The following is a 16,565-nucleotide window of genomic DNA, read 5'->3' as shown; positions in this document are numbered from 1 at the left end:
CCGGCGGCTGCCCGGTCGGCTCAGCGGGCGTGGCCGTACGGGTGCGCCACCAGCACCGGGCAGTGGGCGTGCTGCACCAGGGACTGGCTGACCGAACCGAGCAACATGCCGGCGAACCCGCCCCGCCCGCGGGTACCCACGACCACCAGGGCGCCGTCGCGGCTCGCGTCGATGAGTGCCGCCTCGGGCTTGTCGGCGTGCAGCTCGCGGGTCGTGACGGCCAGCCCGGGATGGCTGCCGCCGGCGGCCGCGGCGGCGGTGTCGAGCAACGCCGCCGTGCCGCCTGCGTCCTCATCGGGCACCCGGACGTGCACCAGCACCAGCTCGGCCCGTCGGCGGGCGGCCTCGTCGGCGGCCTGCCCGACGGCCAGCTCCGCCGCCTCCGACCCGTCCACGCCCACCAGCACCGGCCCGTCGACCGGGATCGGCTCCTCGGCCGGGCGCACCACAAGCACCGGACAGTGAGCGTGTGCCGTGACCTGCGTACCGACCGAGCCGAGCAGCAGCCCGGCGAAACCGCCGTGGCCCCGGCTGCCCAGCACCACCAGCTCCGCCCGGCGGGACTCCTCGACCAGCGTGGCGCCCGGCCCACCGGCGACCTGCCGCGCCTCCACGGCCAGCCCCGGCCACCGGCCGAGAAGATCGGCGGCGACCCGCTCCAGCATCTTCTCCGCCTCGTCGCTCGGCTCGGGGATGCCCAGCTCGTACGGGTTGATCGGCACGCCGTACCCCAGCGCGTGCAGGTAGCCGTGCACGAGGTGCAACGGACGCGACCGCAGCACGGCGGCGCGGGCGGCGTGGTCGGCCGCCACCAGGCTTGACGGTGATCCGTCCACACCCACCACGACGGGTCGGTTCATCAGCTGCCCTCCGGACTCGTTCGGGCCATTGTCGCCCGGGCCGGCCCCGGCCGGCCCGGCGGGTCACGTTCCGATCGCTCCGGCGCGTCGTCGCGCCGGCCGCGCTGCGGCGGCCGGCGCGACGGTGACGGTCACTTCGCGGTACGGGGGTGCCGCACGATGACCAGCGGGCTGTCCGCGTGGTGCAGGACGGCGTGGCTGACCGAGCCCAGCAGCAGACCGCCCAGCGCGCCGCGCCCGTGCGCGCCGACCACCACCAGCTGGGCCTGCCTCGACTCCTCGACCAGGACCCGGGCCGGGGAGCCGCGGACCAGACGGGGCTGCACCGTCACCTGCGGGTAGCGCTCGGCGAACCCGGCGAGCGACTCGGCGAGCGTCCGCTCCTCCTCCGCCTCGAAGGCTTCCAGGTCGTACACGAGGGGCAGGATGTCGCCCGGGCCGACCGGGGTCGGGTAGAGCCAGGCGTGCACCGCCACCAGCGGGGCGTCCCGGCGGGCCGCCTCCTCGAACGCGAAGGCCACCGCCTCCTTGGACAGCTCCGAGCCGTCCACACCCACCACGACCGGGCCGTCGGCGCGCGGCTCACCGCGGACGACAAGCACGGGGCACTCGGCGCGGGCGGAGACCTGCACGGTGACCGACCCGAGCAGGAGACCGGCGAAGCCGCCCAGGCCCCGGTGGCCGAGCACCATCAGTGCCGCCTCCCGGGCCTCGTCAACCAGCACCGGAGTCGGTGCGCCGTCGGCGACGACACCGGTGATCCGCAGGTCGGGGGCGACCTTGCGGGCCTGCTCGACGGCCTCGGTGACGTACTGCTCGGCCTGGTTGCGCAGGCCGGCGTGGGCCGGGGCGCCGGCCGCCGGGCCGAGCGGGGCACCGGTCAACGGCCAGATGAAGGCGTGCACCACCCGCAGCGGACGCTGCCGGTACTCCGCCTCCCGCGCCGCCACGCGGACCGCGTCCAGGGCTGCGGCGGAACCGTCCACACCCACCACGACGGGGGCACCGGTGTTGATCGTCATCACGTCCTCCTTCGGCTCACCTCAAGCCTGCCAAACCGAGGTCCCTCCGTTCAGGGGCGCTCGTCCCGCCGGCCCCGGGCCATTGGTCCTGCGGCGGGGCGCCGGGTCAGGCGCAGGAGCAGGCCCGGCAGGACGCTGACCGCGGCGCAGGCGAGCAACTCCACGGCGCCCAGCGGCTCGGTGCCGAGCAGTTCGCGCAGCGGCGGCAGCAGCACGCCGGCGACCTGGAGCAGCGCCGAGACGGCCACCGCGACCGGCAGGGCGATGTTGCCGCGCCGGGCGCCGGGCGGGCGGGGCGCGCGGACGGCGAGCGCCACGCCGAGCTGGGCCAGGCCGAGCACCACGAACACCACCGACTGCCACGGCCGGTCGGCCCACGCGGCGGTCACCCCGGCGCCGAGCACCACCGCCGCGATCAGCGCGCCGGTGACCAGCACGTCACGGCCCAACCCGGCACCGAGCACCGACTCCGACGGCGAGCGCGGAGCCCGCCGCAGCGTGCCCGGCTCGGCCGGCTCGGCCCCGAGCGCCACCCCGGGCACGCCGTGGGTCAGCAGGTTGACCCACAGGATCTGGGCCGGCAGCAGCGGCACGGCCAGCCCGAACAGCGGCCCGAGCAGCATCACGGCGATCTCGGCGACGCCGCCGGAGAGCGCGTACCGCAGGAACCGGCGGATGTTGTCGTATATTCGGCGGCCCTCGCCGATCGCGGTCGCCACGGTGGCCAGGTCGTCGTCGACGAGCACCAGGTCGGCGGCCTGGCGCGCCACCTCGGTGCCGCCGCCCATCGCCACGCCGATGTCGGCCCGGCGCAGCGCCGGCGCGTCGTTGACCCCGTCACCGGTCATCGCCACCACGTGCCCCCGGGCCTGCAGTCCGGCGATGATGTCAAGCTTCTGGTCCGGCTGGGTCCGCGCGTACACCCGGGTGTCGGGGTGCGCGCCGGCCAGGTCGCCGTCGTCGCCGCGGGCGAGCGGGTCGCCGTCGCGCCACAACCCGAGCTGCCCGCCGATCGCCGCCGCGGTGGCGGGGTGGTCCCCGGTGACGAGCAACAGGCGGACCCCGGCGGCGTCGAGGTCACCGGCGATGTCCGCGGCCCGCGCGCGCAGCGGATCGCCGACCGCGACCAGTCCGGCCGGCAGCAGCCCGGTCGGCTGGGCCGGGTCGTCCGGCGGAGCGTCGAGGATCGCGGAGGCGACCGCGAGCACCCGCAGCCCCTCGGCGGCGAGCCGGTGCGCGGCGGCGGTCAGCTCGGCGATCTCCGCGTCGGTGGCGTCGACCAGGGGACGGGTCAGCACATTCTCCGGCGCGCCCTTGCAGACCACCAGGTGCCGGCCGTCGCAGGCGCGGTGGACCGTCGTCATCCGGCGCAGGTCCTGGTCGAACGGGGCCTCGGCGATCCGTGGCCAGGCGGTGCGGGTGGCCTCCGGGTCCAGCCCGCAGCGCGCGGCGAACGCCACCAGCGCCGCCTCGAGGGGGTCGCCGACCGCCGTCCACTCCGGCCGCTCGCCCGTCGGCGCGGCCAGTGTCGCGTCGTTGCACAGCAGCCCGGCCCGGGCCAGCCGGCGCAACTCGTCCGGTACGGGCACCGGCTCGCCCCGGTGGTGCACCGCGCCGTGCGGCGCGTACCCGGTGCCGGTGACCCCGTAGCGGGAGCCCCCGGCGGTGACCGCGTGCTGCACGGCCATCCGGCCCTCGGTGAGCGTCCCGGTCTTGTCCGAGGCGATGACGGTCACCGAGCCGAGCGTCTCCACGGCGTGCAGCCGGCGGGGGATGGCCCGGGAACCAGCCATCCGGCGGGCGCCGAGCGCCAGGGCCAGCGTCACCACCGCGGGCAGGGACTCCGGCACCGCCGCCACCACCAGGCTGACCGCGGTGACCGCCATGTCCACAAGTGGCCGGCCGCCGAGCACACCGATGGCGAACACCAGGCCGGAGAGCACCACGGCAACCAGCCGAGTATCCGGCCGAGCGCGGCCAGCCGCCGCTGCAGGGGAGTGGCGGCCGGCCGGGTCGCGGCGACCAGCGCGGTGATCCGGCCCAGGGCGCTGGCGGCGCCGGTGCGCGTCACCGTCCCCGTGGCGCGGCCGGTGGTCACGACCGTACCCGCGCTGGCCTCCTCGCCGGCGGCCCGGCTGACCGGCACCGACTCGCCGGTGAGCGCCGATTCGTCCACGGCGAGCCGGGCGGTGTCGGTGAGCAGCAGGTCGGCGGGGACGACGTCACCGGCCTCGATCCGGACCAGATCGCCCACCACCACCTCGGTGGCCGGCAGGACGAGGTCGCGGCCGTCCCGGACCACCCGCGCGGTCGGCGCGGCGAGCTGGTCCAGGGCGGCGATGGCCCGGTCCGCTCGGACCTCCTGGACCACGCCGATGACGGTGTTGACCAGCACCACCAGCAGGATCACGGCGGTGTCCGGATAGTCGCGCAGCACCGTGGTGACCACCGCCGCGGCCAGCAGCAGCGCGACGAGCGGGTCGGTGAGCTGGCGCAGCACGCGGGTGGCGAGGTGCCGGCGCGGCGGCGCCGCTGCCGCGTTGGGTCCGTCGGCGCGCCGCCGGGCGGCGGCCTCCGCCGAGGTCAGCCCGGTCGGCGGCACCGGCGCCGGGGCGAGTTCGGTAATCGTGTGTACGCCGCCGGCCACCGTGGCCCTCCGTGTCCTGCCCGGGCCCGCCCCGCCGGCGCGCCGTCCCACGTCCAGCCTGAGTCGTTCCCGCCGGGGCGGGCAGGGGCGGATCTCCCGCCCGACCCGGGACCAACGGCCCTGCCGCGCCGGAGCCGCATCAGGTGACATCAGGGTGGAGGACCGTACCCGGGACAGGGAGGGTGCCATGACCACACTCGACGTGCTGCGCGCACACCCGTTTCTCGCCGGGATGCCCGAGGCGTCGCTGTCCCGCCTCGCCGCGTACGCCCGCCCGGTCGTGTGGCACCCCGGCCAGCGGCTGTTCTCGGCCAACCGGCCGGCCGAGCGGTTCTGGCTGGTACGCGGAGGCGAGGTGGTGCTGGACGTGGCCGTGCCCGGCCGGGGCGAGGTCGCGATCGAGTCCATCGGCGCCGGCGGCGTCCTCGGCTGGTCGTGGCTGTTCCCGCCGTACCGCTGGCAGTTCGGGGCGGTGGCCGTCCAGCGCAGCACCGCGGTGGAGTTCACCGCCGCGGCCGTCCGCCGGTTGATCGAGACCGACGACGCGCTGGGCAAGGAGCTGACCACCCGGTTCATGGCCGTGGTGGTGGACCGCCTCCAGGCCGCCCGGGGCCGCCTGCTCGACCTGTACGGCTACCCGACGGAGCTGCCGTCGGCCGGCTGACCGGCGCCGCTGACACCCGCCCGCGGCTCGGCTCGTGGCGGCGTCGCCGTACCACCCGCCGAGCGCCGGTGGGGCCGGCCCAGCCCGCTGCGCGCCCCGAGCACGCCGATGACGGCGACCAGGACCAGGGCGTACCCCGCGCCCAGGTACTGACCGATGACGGGCCGGTACTCCTCGGGTCGCAGCGCCGGAGCGGCCCCGGTCCGCTCGAGCAGCCAGCACCCCAGCCCGACGGCGAGAATCAGCAGGGCGCTGGCCCCGGCGGCCGGCCCGGCCACCGGCCGGGGCAGCAGCACCGCCACCGTCACCGCCACCAGCAGCGCCACCTGGAGGCTCACGGCGAATCCGGCCACCGGAGGTGGCCGGAACAACCAGTCCCAGACGCCGAGCCCCAGCGCGTCGGCCGGTGCCAGTCGGGGCAGCACGACGACCAGCCCGGCCCCCGCCGTGACGACGCCGGCCAACCACCACCGGGTGACCGCGCCGGCGCCGTTGCGGTGCAGCGCGACCGCAAGCAGCGTGGCCGTGCCCAGTGCCAGCGGCACGGTTGCCCACGGCTCGCCGAGCAGGACCAGCACGATGCGCGGCGCGGCCGGCCAACCGCATCCCACCGGTGAGTAGGCGCAGCCGGACCCCTGGGCGGCCAGCCAGCCGGTGCTCTCCCAGATCAGTACGAGCAGCGCCACCCCGACGGTCACGGCGGCCGGAAGCAGGGCCGCCCGCGCCCGCCCCGTCGGCACGGCGCGGTCCACCAGCGCACCGAGCCACCAGCACAGCGCCACCGCACCGGCGACGCAGACGATCAGGCCGGTCGCCGGCGGCGGCCCCGAGGGCGCGACGTCGTAGAAGAACGCGCCGTACGGAGCCAGGAAGATCCCGGCGAGCAGCCCGCCGCCGAAGACCGCTCCGAGCAGGGCGGACCGGTCGGGCCTGCCGCCGAGCCGCCGCGCGCGGGCGTCCCGCCAGACACCGAGCGGCAGGAAGACCGCGGCCGGCACGGCGGCGAGCGCAACGATCAGCAGCGGCGTCCAGGGCACGTCGCCCGCCCGCGGCCGGTCGATCAGCCCGACCTGGATCAACACGTCGACGAGGGTCTGCAGGTTGGCGAGAGCGACCGCGGTGAACAGGCCGGCCCCGAGAACCTGCCCCGGCGGCAGGGCGAGCACCCCCCGATCGTCGTCGAGACCGGCGAGCCGGGCGGGCCCGGCCGGGTGCCGGGCCAGCAACCGTTCCCGCAGCCCGCGCGGCCGTTCCGGGCCGGCGCTCAGGGCGGCCCGCATGCCGTCCGGCGCACCGGCGGCGGCCCGCAGGTCGGCCTCGTGCTCCCGGGCCCGGAAGAACGCCCGGACGACCAGCTCCGCTGCGGCGGCGAGCAGCAGGGTCCGCACGAACACCCCGGCTGCCGTGCCGGCCGGCAGCGGCGCCGCCGCCCAGACCTGCTGGGCCGCCAGGAGCAGCGCGGTGGCCAGCGCCGTCGCCCGGGTGCTGATCCGCAGCGAAGTGGCGAACTGCAGACGGAGCAGGTCCAGGTTCTGGACGTGCGCCAGCTCGTGCCGCAGCACCGCCGCGAAGATCTCCCGTTCCGCCGGCCCCTTGGCGGGCAGAGTCAGCAGCTCCGGCCCGAGCGCCACGTACGGTTTCGCGCCGGTCCCGCCGGTGAACGCCCGTCGGCCCAGCCGAGGACCGACCACCACCTCGACCGGCCGGGGCAGCCGTACCGACGCCAGCACCGCGCCGATCACGTCGGCCGCCGCGGGGAAGACCGACTCGTCCAGCGGCCGGGTCCGCCGCCGGTGCCAGCGCGACAGCCATAGGAACATGACCGCGCCGGGGATGAGCATGGCGTTGAAGGTCAGCTGGAAAGTGTTGACCATGGTGGTGCAGGGGTGTACGAACACGTCCCCCAGGTCGCAGCCCGGCGGCACGATCAGCGTCGCCGTGAACAGGGTGGCCAGCAGCACCACCGTGCTGAACACCAGCGCCGCGAGTGGCAGCAGCAGGAAGCCGGTGTCGGCTGGGCGGCCGTCCCGGGTCACCCGGCCGGGCGGTGCCGTGGCGGCCACCCGGTCACCCGCGCCGCTCACTGCGGCGCCTCCGGACCGTCCAGCAGCAGCGCGCCGACCACCGCGTCCGCGATCGCCGAGGCCAGCTCGGGCTCGACACCCAACGCGGCCGCCCGTCCGGCGGCCACGGAACGTACCTCCGCCAGCTGTTCCCGGGTCCATTCGACGCGCGGTGGGGCGGTCACCGCCGGGCGGCGGCGCAGCGCGCCGAACAGCCCGCGCGTGGCCCGACCGCCGAGCTGCTCCAACTCGCCCTCGGCGCCGCGCAGCAGCGCGCCCACGACCCCCGCGCAGACCAGCGTGACCACCGGGGTCACGGTGGTCACCGCCTCCACGACGCCGAACCCGAGCCGGTCGCCCTCGGCCGAGGTGTCCGTGCCGGTCAGGTACGGCTGGGCCAGCAGGTCGAAGGCGGGCAGCTCCTCCGGGGCGAGCCGGGCCACCACCGTACGGGCCAGCGCCGCAGTGCGCTCAGCGGTCGCGGATCGATGCACCATGGCTCATTCGTAGCCAACCGGCACCAGAGCTCGCCACAGTGGACGTTGTCCACTATCCGTCGCGGGAGCGCACCACCAGCTCGTCGACCTCCAGCCGGCCGATCCGCAGCTCCCGGATCACCGCCCGCCGGACGGTCAGCCGCCCGACCGCCAACGCGCCGACCGCGACGGCGCCCACGGCCACCGCTCCCACGGCCAGCGCCCCGAGGGCCGCCGCGCCGACCGCGCCCGCCCCGCCGGCCACCGCGCCGCCCGCGCCGGCCCCGAGCACGCGCGCCAACCTGAGTCGTACTCCCGTCGCCATCCGACCATTCTCGCGACCCCGGGCCCGGCGCGCTCCCGTACCGACGCTCGCCCGCCTGTTAAGAAGGGCCCCTTGTACAACGCGAGGCGTTAACAAGGGGCCCTTCCTTGCACGTCGGCGGGTGCCGGTCAGCGCTGGACCACCAGGCGGCGGGCCCGCAGCAGGCGCGCCCACCAGGGACGCGGCGCCCGCGGCGGCGGCAGCGGCCGGCCCTTGAGGCTGATCCACCCGCCGGGTCCCATCGTCACCGCGCCGATCGCCGGGGGCCGGCGGCGCAGCGCCGCCGCGGTGCCGGCCGCGACCAGGCCGAGCGCGACCACGCCGGCGGTCGCGGCGAGCAGCCGGTCCGGGTCGAGCACCGGGCGGTACCGCACCCGCCCGCCGGAGAGGACGAATGCGCCGACCGGGCGGCCGTCGCGGGTCACCGGCACCAGCGCCGCCGCCGGCTCGCCCGGCAGGTCCAGCACCGGACCGACCGGTACGCCGGCCGCCGGGTGCTCCGCCGCGGCGGCTGCCGGCCGCGGCGGCGGCGGGGTGAACGGGGCAGGTCCGGTGGGGTTGAGGATCGCGGTCATGGCGGGCGCCCCTTTCATCGGGAGTCGGACACGGAGCCGGTCGGGTCGATCGCCGCCCGCCCGGCGGCCAGCCGGGCGACCGGCACCCGGTACGGCGAGCAGGAGACGTAGTCCAGACCGGCCTCGGCGAAGAAGCCGATCGACGCCGGGTCGCCGCCGTGCTCGCCGCACACCCCGACGGTGAGGTCCGGCCGGGCGGCCCGCCCCTCGGCCACGGCGAGCCGGATCAGCCGGCCCACCCCGTCGGCGTCGACCGTCTCGAACGGGGACACGGTCAGGATGCCGCGCTCCAGGTACGCCCCGAAGAACGACGCCTCCACGTCGTCCCGGGAGAACGCCCAGGTGGTCTGGGTCAGGTCGTTGGTGCCGAAGGAGAAGAAGTGCGCCTCGGCCGCGAGCGGCCCGGCGGTCAGCGCCGCCCGGGGCGTCTCGACCATCGTGCCGACCGGGATCGGCGATACGCCCGGCACACCGGCGAGGACCTCCTCGATCTCGGCCCGGACGGCGGCCAGCTCCCGGACGTCGCCGACGAGCGGCACCATGATCTCCGGGCGCGGGTCGCCACCGTCGCGGACCCGCTGGGCGGCCGCCTCGGCGAGCGCCCGGACCTGCAGGGCGAACAGGCCGGGAACGACCAGGCCGAGCCGCACCCCGCGCAGCCCCAGCATCGGGTTCGCCTCGTGCATCCGCCGTACGGCCGCCAGCAGCACGCCGTCGCGGCCCGGGTCCTCGCCGAGCGCCTCCGCGCGGGCGACCCGGGCGGTCAGCTCGTGCAACGGGGGCAGGAACTCGTGCAGCGGCGGGTCGAGCAGCCGGACGGTCACCGGCAGCCCGTCCATCGCGGCCAGGATCTCGACGAAGTCGGCGCGCTGGACGGGCAGCAGCGCGTCCAAGGCCGCGGCGCGGCTCGTCGGGTCGTCGGCGAGGATCAGCCGCTCCAGCAGCTCCCGGCGCGCACCGAGGAACATGTGCTCGGTCCGGCACAGCCCGATCCCCGCTGACCCGTACGCGCGGGCCCGGCGGGCGTCGGCGGCCGTGTCGGCGTTGGCACGTACACCGAGCCGGCGCACCGAGTCGGCGTGCCGCAGCAGCCGGTCCACGGCGGCGACCAGCCGGTCGGTCTCCGGGGCCAGCTCGCCGGCGAGGTAGCGGGCGACGGGGGAGGGGGCGACCGGCACCGCGCCCGGGTACACCGCGCCGGTGGTGCCGTCGATGGAGATCACCTCGCCGGACCGGAGCACCCGGCCGCCGACGGCGACCTCGCCGCGCTCCGCGTCGATCCGCAGCTCCTCCGCCCCGCAGACGCAGGTCCGGCCCATGCCGCGGGCGACCACGGCGGCGTGCGACGTCTTGCCGCCCCGCGCGGTGAGCACCCCGGTCGCGGCGATCATCCCGGGCAGGTCGTCCGGGTTGGTCTCCTGCCGGACCAGGATCACCGGCCGGTCCGCCGCGACGGCCGCCGCGGAGTCGAAGACGATCGCGCCGACGGCCGCGCCGGGCGAGGCGGCGACCCCGGTGGTCAGCGGCGGCGGCGCCGCCGAGGCGTCGAACGCCGGGAACATCAGCTGGGCCAGCTGCCCGCCGTCGACCCGGTGCAGCGCCTCGTCGAGGGTGATCAGCCCTTCGTCCACCAACTGGGCGGCGATCGCGAACGCGGCGCCCGGGGTGCGCTTGCCGACCCGGGTCTGCAACATCCACAGCCGGCCGCGCTCGATCGTGAACTCGACGTCGCACAGGTCGCGGTAGTGCCGCTCCAGGACGCCCATGATCCGCATCAGCTCGGTGAAGCTCGCCGCGTCGATCCGCTCCAGCTCGGCCAGCGGCACCGTGTTGCGGATGCCGGCCACCACGTCCTCGCCCTGCGCGTCGGCCAGGTAGTCGCCGTACACGCCGGGCTCGCCGCTGGCCGGGTCGCGGGTGAACGCCACCCCGGTGCCCGAGTCCGGGCCCAGGTTGCCGAAGACCATCGCCATGATGTTGACCGCGGTGCCGAGGTCGTCCGGGATGTGCTCGCGCCGGCGGTAGAGCACCGCGCGCTCGGCGTTCCACGACTCGAAGACCGCGCGGATGGCCAGGTAGAGCTGCTCGTGCGGGGCCTGCGGGAAGTCGTGCCCGACATGCGCGGCGTACACCTTCTTGTAGGTGTCGACCAGCGCGCGCAGCGCCGCCGCGTCCGGCCCGGCCGGCCCGGCCGCGGCGCGGACCGCCGCCAGCTCACGCTCGAACTCCTCGGCGGGCACCCCGTGCACGGTCCGGCCGAACATCTGGATCAACCGCCGGTACGAGTCCCACGCGAACCGCTCGTCACCGGTACGCGCGGCCAGCCCGGCCACCGTGGCGTCGTTGAGCCCGATATCGAGGATCGTCTCCATCATGCCCGGCATCGAGTACCGCCCGCCGGAGCGGACCGCCAGCAGCAGCGGGTCGTGCGGGTCGCCGAGCTGCCGGTCCAGCCGTACCTCGATCTCCCGCAGATGCGCGTTCACCTCGTCGAAGAGGCCGACCGGCGGGCGCCCGTCGGCCAGGTACGCGCGGCAGGCGTCGGTGCTCACCGTGAAGCCGGGCGGCACCGGTAGCCCGAGCCGGGTCATCTCGGCGAGGTTCGCGCCCTTGCCGCCGAGCAGGTCAGCCCTGCTCCGGTCGCCCTCGATGAAGTCGTAGACGAATCTCGTCATGGCTGCCGGCCTCCTCCGTCACCCGCGGGGCGTCGTCCCCCTTCGTTGGTAGCCCCGGGCGCGGGGGCCCCGGCAGGGCCGGACGGGACCCGGTCCGGGCCAGAGGTCCCGATCCGGCCCAGAGGTCCCGATCCGGCCCCGCGGGATCGGCCGGAACGACCGGGATGTCGGTGGCACGCCCTATCCTCGACCTCGATGACCGACGACCTGCGCCTGCGCCCCGTCCTCGACGCCGACCTCCCGCTGTTCTTCGCCCACCAGCTGGACGCCGAGGCCAACTGGATGGCGGCGTTCGGCCCGGTGGACCCGGCCGACCGCGTCGCGTTCGACGCCCACTGGCGCCGGGTCCGGGCGGACCGGGCCGTGGTGTCGCGCACGGTGCTCGTCGGCGGCGAGGTGGTCGGCCACGTGAACGCCTTCCCGGCCGACGGGCGCATCGAGGTCAGCTACTGGATCGATCCGCGCCGCTGGGGGCGGGGGTATGCGACCGCGGCGCTCGCCGCCCTGCTCGGCGAGGTGCCGCTCCGGCCGGTGCACGCGCGCGTCGCCAAGGACAACCGCGCCTCCCTCGCCGTGCTCCGCAAGTGCGGCTTCGTCGTCACCGGCGAGGACCGGGGGTACGCCCACGGGCGCGGCGCCGAGGTCGAGGAGTGGATCCTCGAGCTGTCCGGTCCGGGCCCCGGCACCGGCCTGACCAGGGCGGGCACTACCCTCGCGGGGTGAACTGGCTGGAACTGATCGGCTGGACCGGCTCCGCGGTGCTGGTCTGGTCGCTGCTGCAGACCCGCATCCTCCGGCTGCGCGCGCTGAACCTGATCGGCTGCCTGGTCCTGATCGGCTACAACGCGGCGGTGCAGGTATGGCCGATGGTCGGCCTCAACGTCGTGCTGGCCGCCATCAACGTCTGGTACCTGCGCGGCATGCTTGCCACCCGGCACGACGAGGCAACCTACGAAGTGGTCGAGGTGGGCGTCGACGACCAGTTCCTGGCCCACACGCTGCGTGTGCACGAAGCCGACATCGCCCGCTTCAACCCCGGCTTCACCTGGCGGACCGGCCGTGAGCGGTCGGCGTTCCTGGTGATGAAGGCCGACGAGGTGGTCGGGGTGGTCCTCTCGCACGCCGAGCCCGGCGGGGTCGCCCAGGTCGACCTCGACTACGTCACCCGGCGGTTCCGCGACTTCACGCCAGGCGAGTTCGTGTACCGGCGCAGCCGGCTGTTCACCGACCGGGGATTCCGGCGGGTCGTCAGCCCGCCCGGCATGGTCGCCCCCTACTACCACCGCCTCGGTTTCCGCCGCGAGGGCGACGCGTACGTGCTGGATCTTCCCGCCGCCACGTAGAGGATTCACTCCGCCGTCCGCGGGGCAAGATGCGCGTACGCCGGCGGGCCACCCGCCGGGCGGTGCCGGCGACGGACGCGTGAGGAGTGCGCGGGGTGCAGAGCTACGGGAGCCAACTGGCCCTGGTGGGAGTCCTGGTCGTCCTGAACGCGCTCTTCGCGGGCAGCGAGATGGCGCTGGTGTCGCTACGGGACAGCCAGATCCAGCGCTTGGAACGCACCAGCCGGGCCGGGCGGACCCTTGCCCGCCTCGCCCGCGACCCGAACCGCTTCCTCGCGACCATCCAGATCGGCATCACCCTGGCCGGGTTCCTGGCCTCGGCCGCCGCGGCGGTCTCGCTGGCCCGGCCCCTGGTGCCGCTGCTGGCCCCGCTGGGCGGCGCCGCCGAGACGGTCGCGATCGTGCTGGTCACCCTGGCGCTTACCTTCGTCACCCTGGTCTTCGGCGAGCTGGCCCCGAAGCGCATCGCCATGCAGGCCGCCGAGCGCTGGGCGCTGCTGGTGGCCCGCCCGCTGGACGTGCTGGCGGCCCTCACCCGCCCGGCCGTCTGGGCGCTCGGTGCCACCAGTGACCTGGTGGTACGCCTGGTCGGCCTCGATCCGAAGCACGAGCCGGACGAGATCGGCCCGGACGAGCTGCGCGACATCGTGGCCGGCAACCACGGCTTCACCAAGGAGCAACGGATGATCATCGCCGGGGCGGTGGAGATCGCCGACCGGCAGCTCAAGGCGGTGCTCGTACCCCGGTTGCAGGTCTTCACGCTCGACAGCGGCACCACCGCGGAGGCTGCCCGGCTGGTCCTCGCCGCAACCGGCCACTCCCGGGCGCCGGTGGTCCGACACGGCGGCCTGGACGACGCGGTCGGCGTGATCCACCTGCGCGACCTGGTCGGCGTGCCCGACGACCGGCCGGTCGACGACATCGCCCGCCCGCCGATGCTGCTGCCCGACTCGCTGCCGGTGGTGGACGCGCTGCGCCAGTTCAAGGCCGAACGGCAGCACATCGCGCTTGTGGTCGACGAGCGCGGCGCGGTCGACGGGATCGTCACCCTGGAGGACATCCTCGAGGAGATCGTCGGCGAGATCTACGACGAGACCGACCGGGACGTCCACGCGGTCCGCGCCGAGCCGGACGGGTCGATGCTGCTGCCCGGCACGTTCCCCGTGCACGACCTGCCCGACGTCGGCGTCGAGGTGCCCGGCCGGCCCGGGGGCGACTACACCACGATCGCCGGCCTGGTCCTCGCCGGCCTCGGGCACATCCCGACGGTGGCCGGCGAGAGCGTGACGGTCGACGGGTGGGAGCTGGAGGTGCTCCGCATCGAGCACCGGGCCATCACCCAGGTGCGGCTCCGCCCCACCGTAGCGGCCCGCGACGCGAACCCCGCTCCCGCCCGCTGACCGAAGGAAGGGCCCCTTCTTAACGCCTGCCGCACTAAAAGGGCCCCTTGTTAACACCTCGCCCGGGTGGTCAGGTGGCGCTGAGGTTCTGCAGGCGAACCTGGCCGCGGGCGACCAGGCGGTCGTCGGCGTCGGTGATCTCCACCTGCCACAACTGCTGGCTGCGCCCCCGGTGCACCGGCGTGCCGACGGCGGTCAGCTCGCCCTCGCGGACCGCGCGCAGGAAGTCGGTCTGGTTCGACACGCCGACGACCTGGCCGCGGTCGCCCAGCCACAGCGCGCCGCCGACGCTGGCCGCCGTCTCGACCACCGAGCAGTACACGCCTCCGTGCTGGATGCCGAACGGCTGGTGCAGCTCCGGCCGGACCTGCCAGCGGATGACCACCCGGTCCGCGCCCGCCTCGTCGAACTTCAGGCCCAGCAGCGCCACGAAGCCACCCGTCAGGTCCGGCTCGTCCACGTTCATCCCCCTCGTCGATCGGCAGGCGGCCAGCGTAGCGGCCTGGCAAACCCGGTACGGGGCCCGGCCCGCCATGGGGGAGAATCGGTGACCGTGACCGACACCAGCCTCCCGCCGTCCGGGCGGGAACCACTCTTCGACGACCTGCGGTGGCGTGGCCTGATCCAGGACTCCACCGGCCTCGACGAGCTGCGCGCGCTGCTCGACGGCCCCGGGACGGCCGCCTTCTATGTGGGCTTCGACCCGACCGCGCCGAGCCTGCACGTCGGCCACCTGATGCAGGTTGCCACCGCCCGGCGGCTGCAACTCGCCGGCCACCGGCCGCTGCTGCTGGTGGGTGGTGCGACGGGCCAGATCGGTGACCCGAAGGAGAGCGCCGAGCGCACCCTCAACCCGCCCGAGGTGGTCGCCGGCTGGGTGGCCCGGATCCGGGAGCAGCTCGCGCCCTTCGTGTCGTACGAGGGCGCCAACGCGGCGCAGCTGGTGAACAACCTGGACTGGACTGCCGAGATGTCGGTGGTGGAGTTCCTGCGTGACGTCGGAAAGCACTTCCCGGTCAACAAGATGCTGGCGCGGGAGGTCGTCAAGGCCCGGCTGGACAGTGGCATCAGTTTCACCGAGTTCAGCTACCAGCTGCTGCAGGCCAACGACTTCTTCGAGCTGCACCGCCGGCACGGCTGCCAGCTGCAGTTCGGCGGCTCCGACCAGTGGGGCAACATCACCGCGGGGGTGGACTACATCCGCCGCCGGGGGGCCGGGCCGGTGGAGGCCTTCACCACGCCGCTGGTCACCAAGTCGGACGGGACGAAGTTCGGCAAGACCGAGGGCGGCGCGATCTGGCTCGACCCGGAGATGACCAGCCCGTACGCGTTCTACCAGTTCTGGGTCAACGTCGACGACCGGGACGTGAGCCGGTACCTGCGGTACTTCAGCTTCCGATCGCGGGAGGAGCTGGAGGCGCTGGAGAAGGAGACCGCGGAGCGGCCGGCCGCCCGGGCCGCCCAGCGCGCCCTGGCCGAGGAGCTGACCACGCTCGTGCACGGGGAGCGGGAGATGGCCCAGGTGGTCGCCGCCAGCCAGGCTCTCTTCGGCCGTGGCGCGTTGGAGGAACTGACGCCGGCTACCCTGCGGGCGGCCCTCACCGAGGCCGGACTGGTCCACGTCGATGAGCTGCCCGACGTGGTCGGGCTGCTGAAGGAGTCCGGCCTGGTGCCGAGCAACAAGGAGGCCCGGCGGGTGATCGCCGAGGGCGGCGCCTACGTCAACAACAACCGGGTGACCTCCGCCGACGCCGTGGTGACGCCGGAGGACCTGCTGCACGGCCGGTACCTGGTGCTGCGCCGCGGCAAGCGGGCCTTCGCGGGCGTCGAGCTGCGAAAATAGGCGTACGTCGACAGTGTGACCGGGGACGCGTCCGGCGGATTTGACGATCACTCCGCCGGACGCGTAACTTTTCCTCTGCCAGCGCGGAACGGACGAAACAGGGCGTAAGTCCTGGAGGCCGGAGCGCCGGAATGACCTCCGGGTCGGGCGGGTTGTTCACTCGTGCGGTCCGGTTCGGGCGGTGCCCCGGGTTCGTCGTCAGGCGGATTTGGTGAGGCGGAGCCGACCGGGTATGGTTGACGACCGGCAGGGTGCCGGGCGCGCTCGCGGGAAACCGCAGCGGCCGGTCCGCCGAAACCACGACGAGAACGACGCGAAGTCGGTCGAATTGTGGTGCCCGGAAATGGTGCGAAGCACGACAAAGCACGACAGAGCGGTTTGACACGGCAGAAACCACCGGGTAACGTAGTAAAAGTGCTCGGCGCGAGAGTGTCGGGTGGGTTGATGGCCCCGGATGGTGGCTCACGGGTGTGGGTTGTCTGATGGTGTGTGGTTGTTCTTTGAGAACTCAACAGGGTGCTTGATAAGCCAGTGCCAATTGTTTTATACCCCGGACTGGTTGGATCGCTGTGGCGGTTTGGCTGGTTGGGATTCCTTTGGCAACACTTTTTGTTGTCGGGACATGTTTTCCAAGTTTTTGTTGGAGAGTTTGATCCTGGCTCAGGACGAACG

Annotated in this window: 15 protein-coding genes; 5 read left to right on the top strand and 10 right to left on the bottom strand. The window is 74.7% G+C overall.

The genetic code is table 11. The annotated features are described in order from the left end of the window. Window positions 1–20: 20 nt before the first annotated feature. From ABTW87_RS20265 to ABTW87_RS30255, 4 genes are all read right to left on the bottom strand, one after another. Entirely contained in the window at window positions 21–860 is an 840-nt protein-coding gene (locus ABTW87_RS20265) for a universal stress protein (protein ID WP_350652387.1), read from the bottom strand. A gap of 131 nt (window positions 861–991) precedes the next feature. Next, window positions 992–1,882 carry a universal stress protein gene (locus ABTW87_RS20260; protein ID WP_350652386.1) on the bottom strand — a complete coding sequence of 297 codons (891 nt, stop codon included), beginning with the start codon at window positions 1,880–1,882 and terminating at the stop codon, window positions 992–994. Between the two features lie 50 nt (window positions 1,883–1,932). Next, a complete protein-coding gene (locus ABTW87_RS20255; protein ID WP_502891620.1) occupies window positions 1,933–3,795 on the bottom strand; it encodes a cation-translocating P-type ATPase in 1,863 nt (620 codons plus the stop codon). Further along, window positions 3,705–4,529 (bottom strand): HAD-IC family P-type ATPase, encoded by an 825-nt coding sequence (locus tag ABTW87_RS30255; protein ID WP_502891618.1) that lies wholly within the window; start codon window positions 4,527–4,529, stop codon window positions 3,705–3,707. The genes ABTW87_RS20255 and ABTW87_RS30255 overlap by 91 nt, the downstream gene beginning before the upstream one ends. A 187-nt stretch (window positions 4,530–4,716) precedes the next feature. Between ABTW87_RS30255 and ABTW87_RS20250 the strand changes: the two genes are divergently transcribed. Then, a complete protein-coding gene (locus tag ABTW87_RS20250; RefSeq protein ID WP_350652385.1) occupies window positions 4,717–5,193 on the top strand; it encodes a Crp/Fnr family transcriptional regulator in 477 nt (158 codons plus the stop codon). On the opposite strand, the gene ABTW87_RS20245 is transcribed toward ABTW87_RS20250, so the two are convergent. The 5 genes from ABTW87_RS20245 to ppdK all read right to left on the bottom strand — a co-directional run bounded on the left by ABTW87_RS20245 (window position 5,163) and on the right by ppdK (window position 11,307). Continuing rightward, complete coding sequence (locus ABTW87_RS20245; RefSeq protein ID WP_350652384.1) at window positions 5,163–7,277, bottom strand: M48 family metalloprotease; 2,115 nt, start codon at window positions 7,275–7,277, stop codon at window positions 5,163–5,165. The genes ABTW87_RS20250 and ABTW87_RS20245 overlap by 31 nt on opposite strands. Beyond that, window positions 7,274–7,753 carry a hypothetical protein gene (locus tag ABTW87_RS20240; RefSeq protein ID WP_350652383.1) on the bottom strand — a complete coding sequence of 160 codons (480 nt, stop codon included), beginning with the start codon at window positions 7,751–7,753 and terminating at the stop codon, window positions 7,274–7,276. The genes ABTW87_RS20245 and ABTW87_RS20240 overlap by 4 nt, the downstream gene beginning before the upstream one ends. Window positions 7,754–7,805: 52 nt before the next feature. Next, the gene (locus tag ABTW87_RS20235) at window positions 7,806–8,057 is read right to left on the bottom strand and encodes a hypothetical protein (protein ID WP_350652382.1); all 252 of its coding nucleotides are present in this window, start codon (window positions 8,055–8,057) and stop codon (window positions 7,806–7,808) included. 128 nt (window positions 8,058–8,185) lie between these two features. Continuing rightward, the gene (locus ABTW87_RS20230; RefSeq protein ID WP_350652381.1) at window positions 8,186–8,632 is read right to left on the bottom strand and encodes a hypothetical protein; all 447 of its coding nucleotides are present in this window, start codon (window positions 8,630–8,632) and stop codon (window positions 8,186–8,188) included. 14 nt (window positions 8,633–8,646) lie between these two features. Further along, window positions 8,647–11,307 (bottom strand): pyruvate, phosphate dikinase, encoded by a 2,661-nt coding sequence (gene ppdK / locus ABTW87_RS20225; RefSeq protein WP_350652380.1) that lies wholly within the window; start codon window positions 11,305–11,307, stop codon window positions 8,647–8,649. A 195-nt stretch (window positions 11,308–11,502) separates the two neighbouring features. Here ppdK and ABTW87_RS20220 point away from each other — a divergent pair, with 195 nt between their 5' ends. The 3 genes from ABTW87_RS20220 (at window position 11,503) to ABTW87_RS20210 (ending at window position 14,050) form a co-directional block, all read left to right on the top strand. Then, entirely contained in the window at window positions 11,503–12,030 is a 528-nt protein-coding gene (locus ABTW87_RS20220; RefSeq protein WP_350652379.1) for a GNAT family N-acetyltransferase, read from the top strand. Beyond that, on the top strand, window positions 12,027–12,650 hold the full coding sequence (locus ABTW87_RS20215; RefSeq protein ID WP_350652378.1) for a hypothetical protein: 624 nt from the start codon (window positions 12,027–12,029) through the stop codon (window positions 12,648–12,650). The genes ABTW87_RS20220 and ABTW87_RS20215 overlap by 4 nt, the downstream gene beginning before the upstream one ends. A 95-nt stretch (window positions 12,651–12,745) precedes the next feature. Further along, a complete protein-coding gene (locus ABTW87_RS20210; protein WP_350652377.1) occupies window positions 12,746–14,050 on the top strand; it encodes a hemolysin family protein in 1,305 nt (434 codons plus the stop codon). 70 nt (window positions 14,051–14,120) lie between these two features. Here ABTW87_RS20210 and ABTW87_RS20205 read toward each other — a convergent pair whose 3' ends face one another. Beyond that, on the bottom strand, window positions 14,121–14,516 hold the full coding sequence (locus tag ABTW87_RS20205; protein ID WP_350652376.1) for a PaaI family thioesterase: 396 nt from the start codon (window positions 14,514–14,516) through the stop codon (window positions 14,121–14,123). 87 nt (window positions 14,517–14,603) lie between these two features. Between ABTW87_RS20205 and tyrS the strand changes: the two genes are divergently transcribed. Beyond that, window positions 14,604–15,893: a tyrosine--tRNA ligase gene (gene tyrS / locus ABTW87_RS20200; protein WP_350652468.1), complete on the top strand. Its 1,290-nt coding sequence runs from the start codon at window positions 14,604–14,606 to the stop codon at window positions 15,891–15,893. Window positions 15,894–16,565 lie beyond the last annotated feature (672 nt).

It is taken from the genome of Micromonospora sp. NPDC126480, from assembly GCF_040302465.1.
Taxonomy (GTDB): Bacteria; Actinomycetota; Actinomycetes; order Mycobacteriales; family Micromonosporaceae; genus Micromonospora.
The sequence above is the reverse complement of the archived record's forward strand: the minus strand, read 5'-3'. Positions and strand labels throughout refer to the sequence as shown.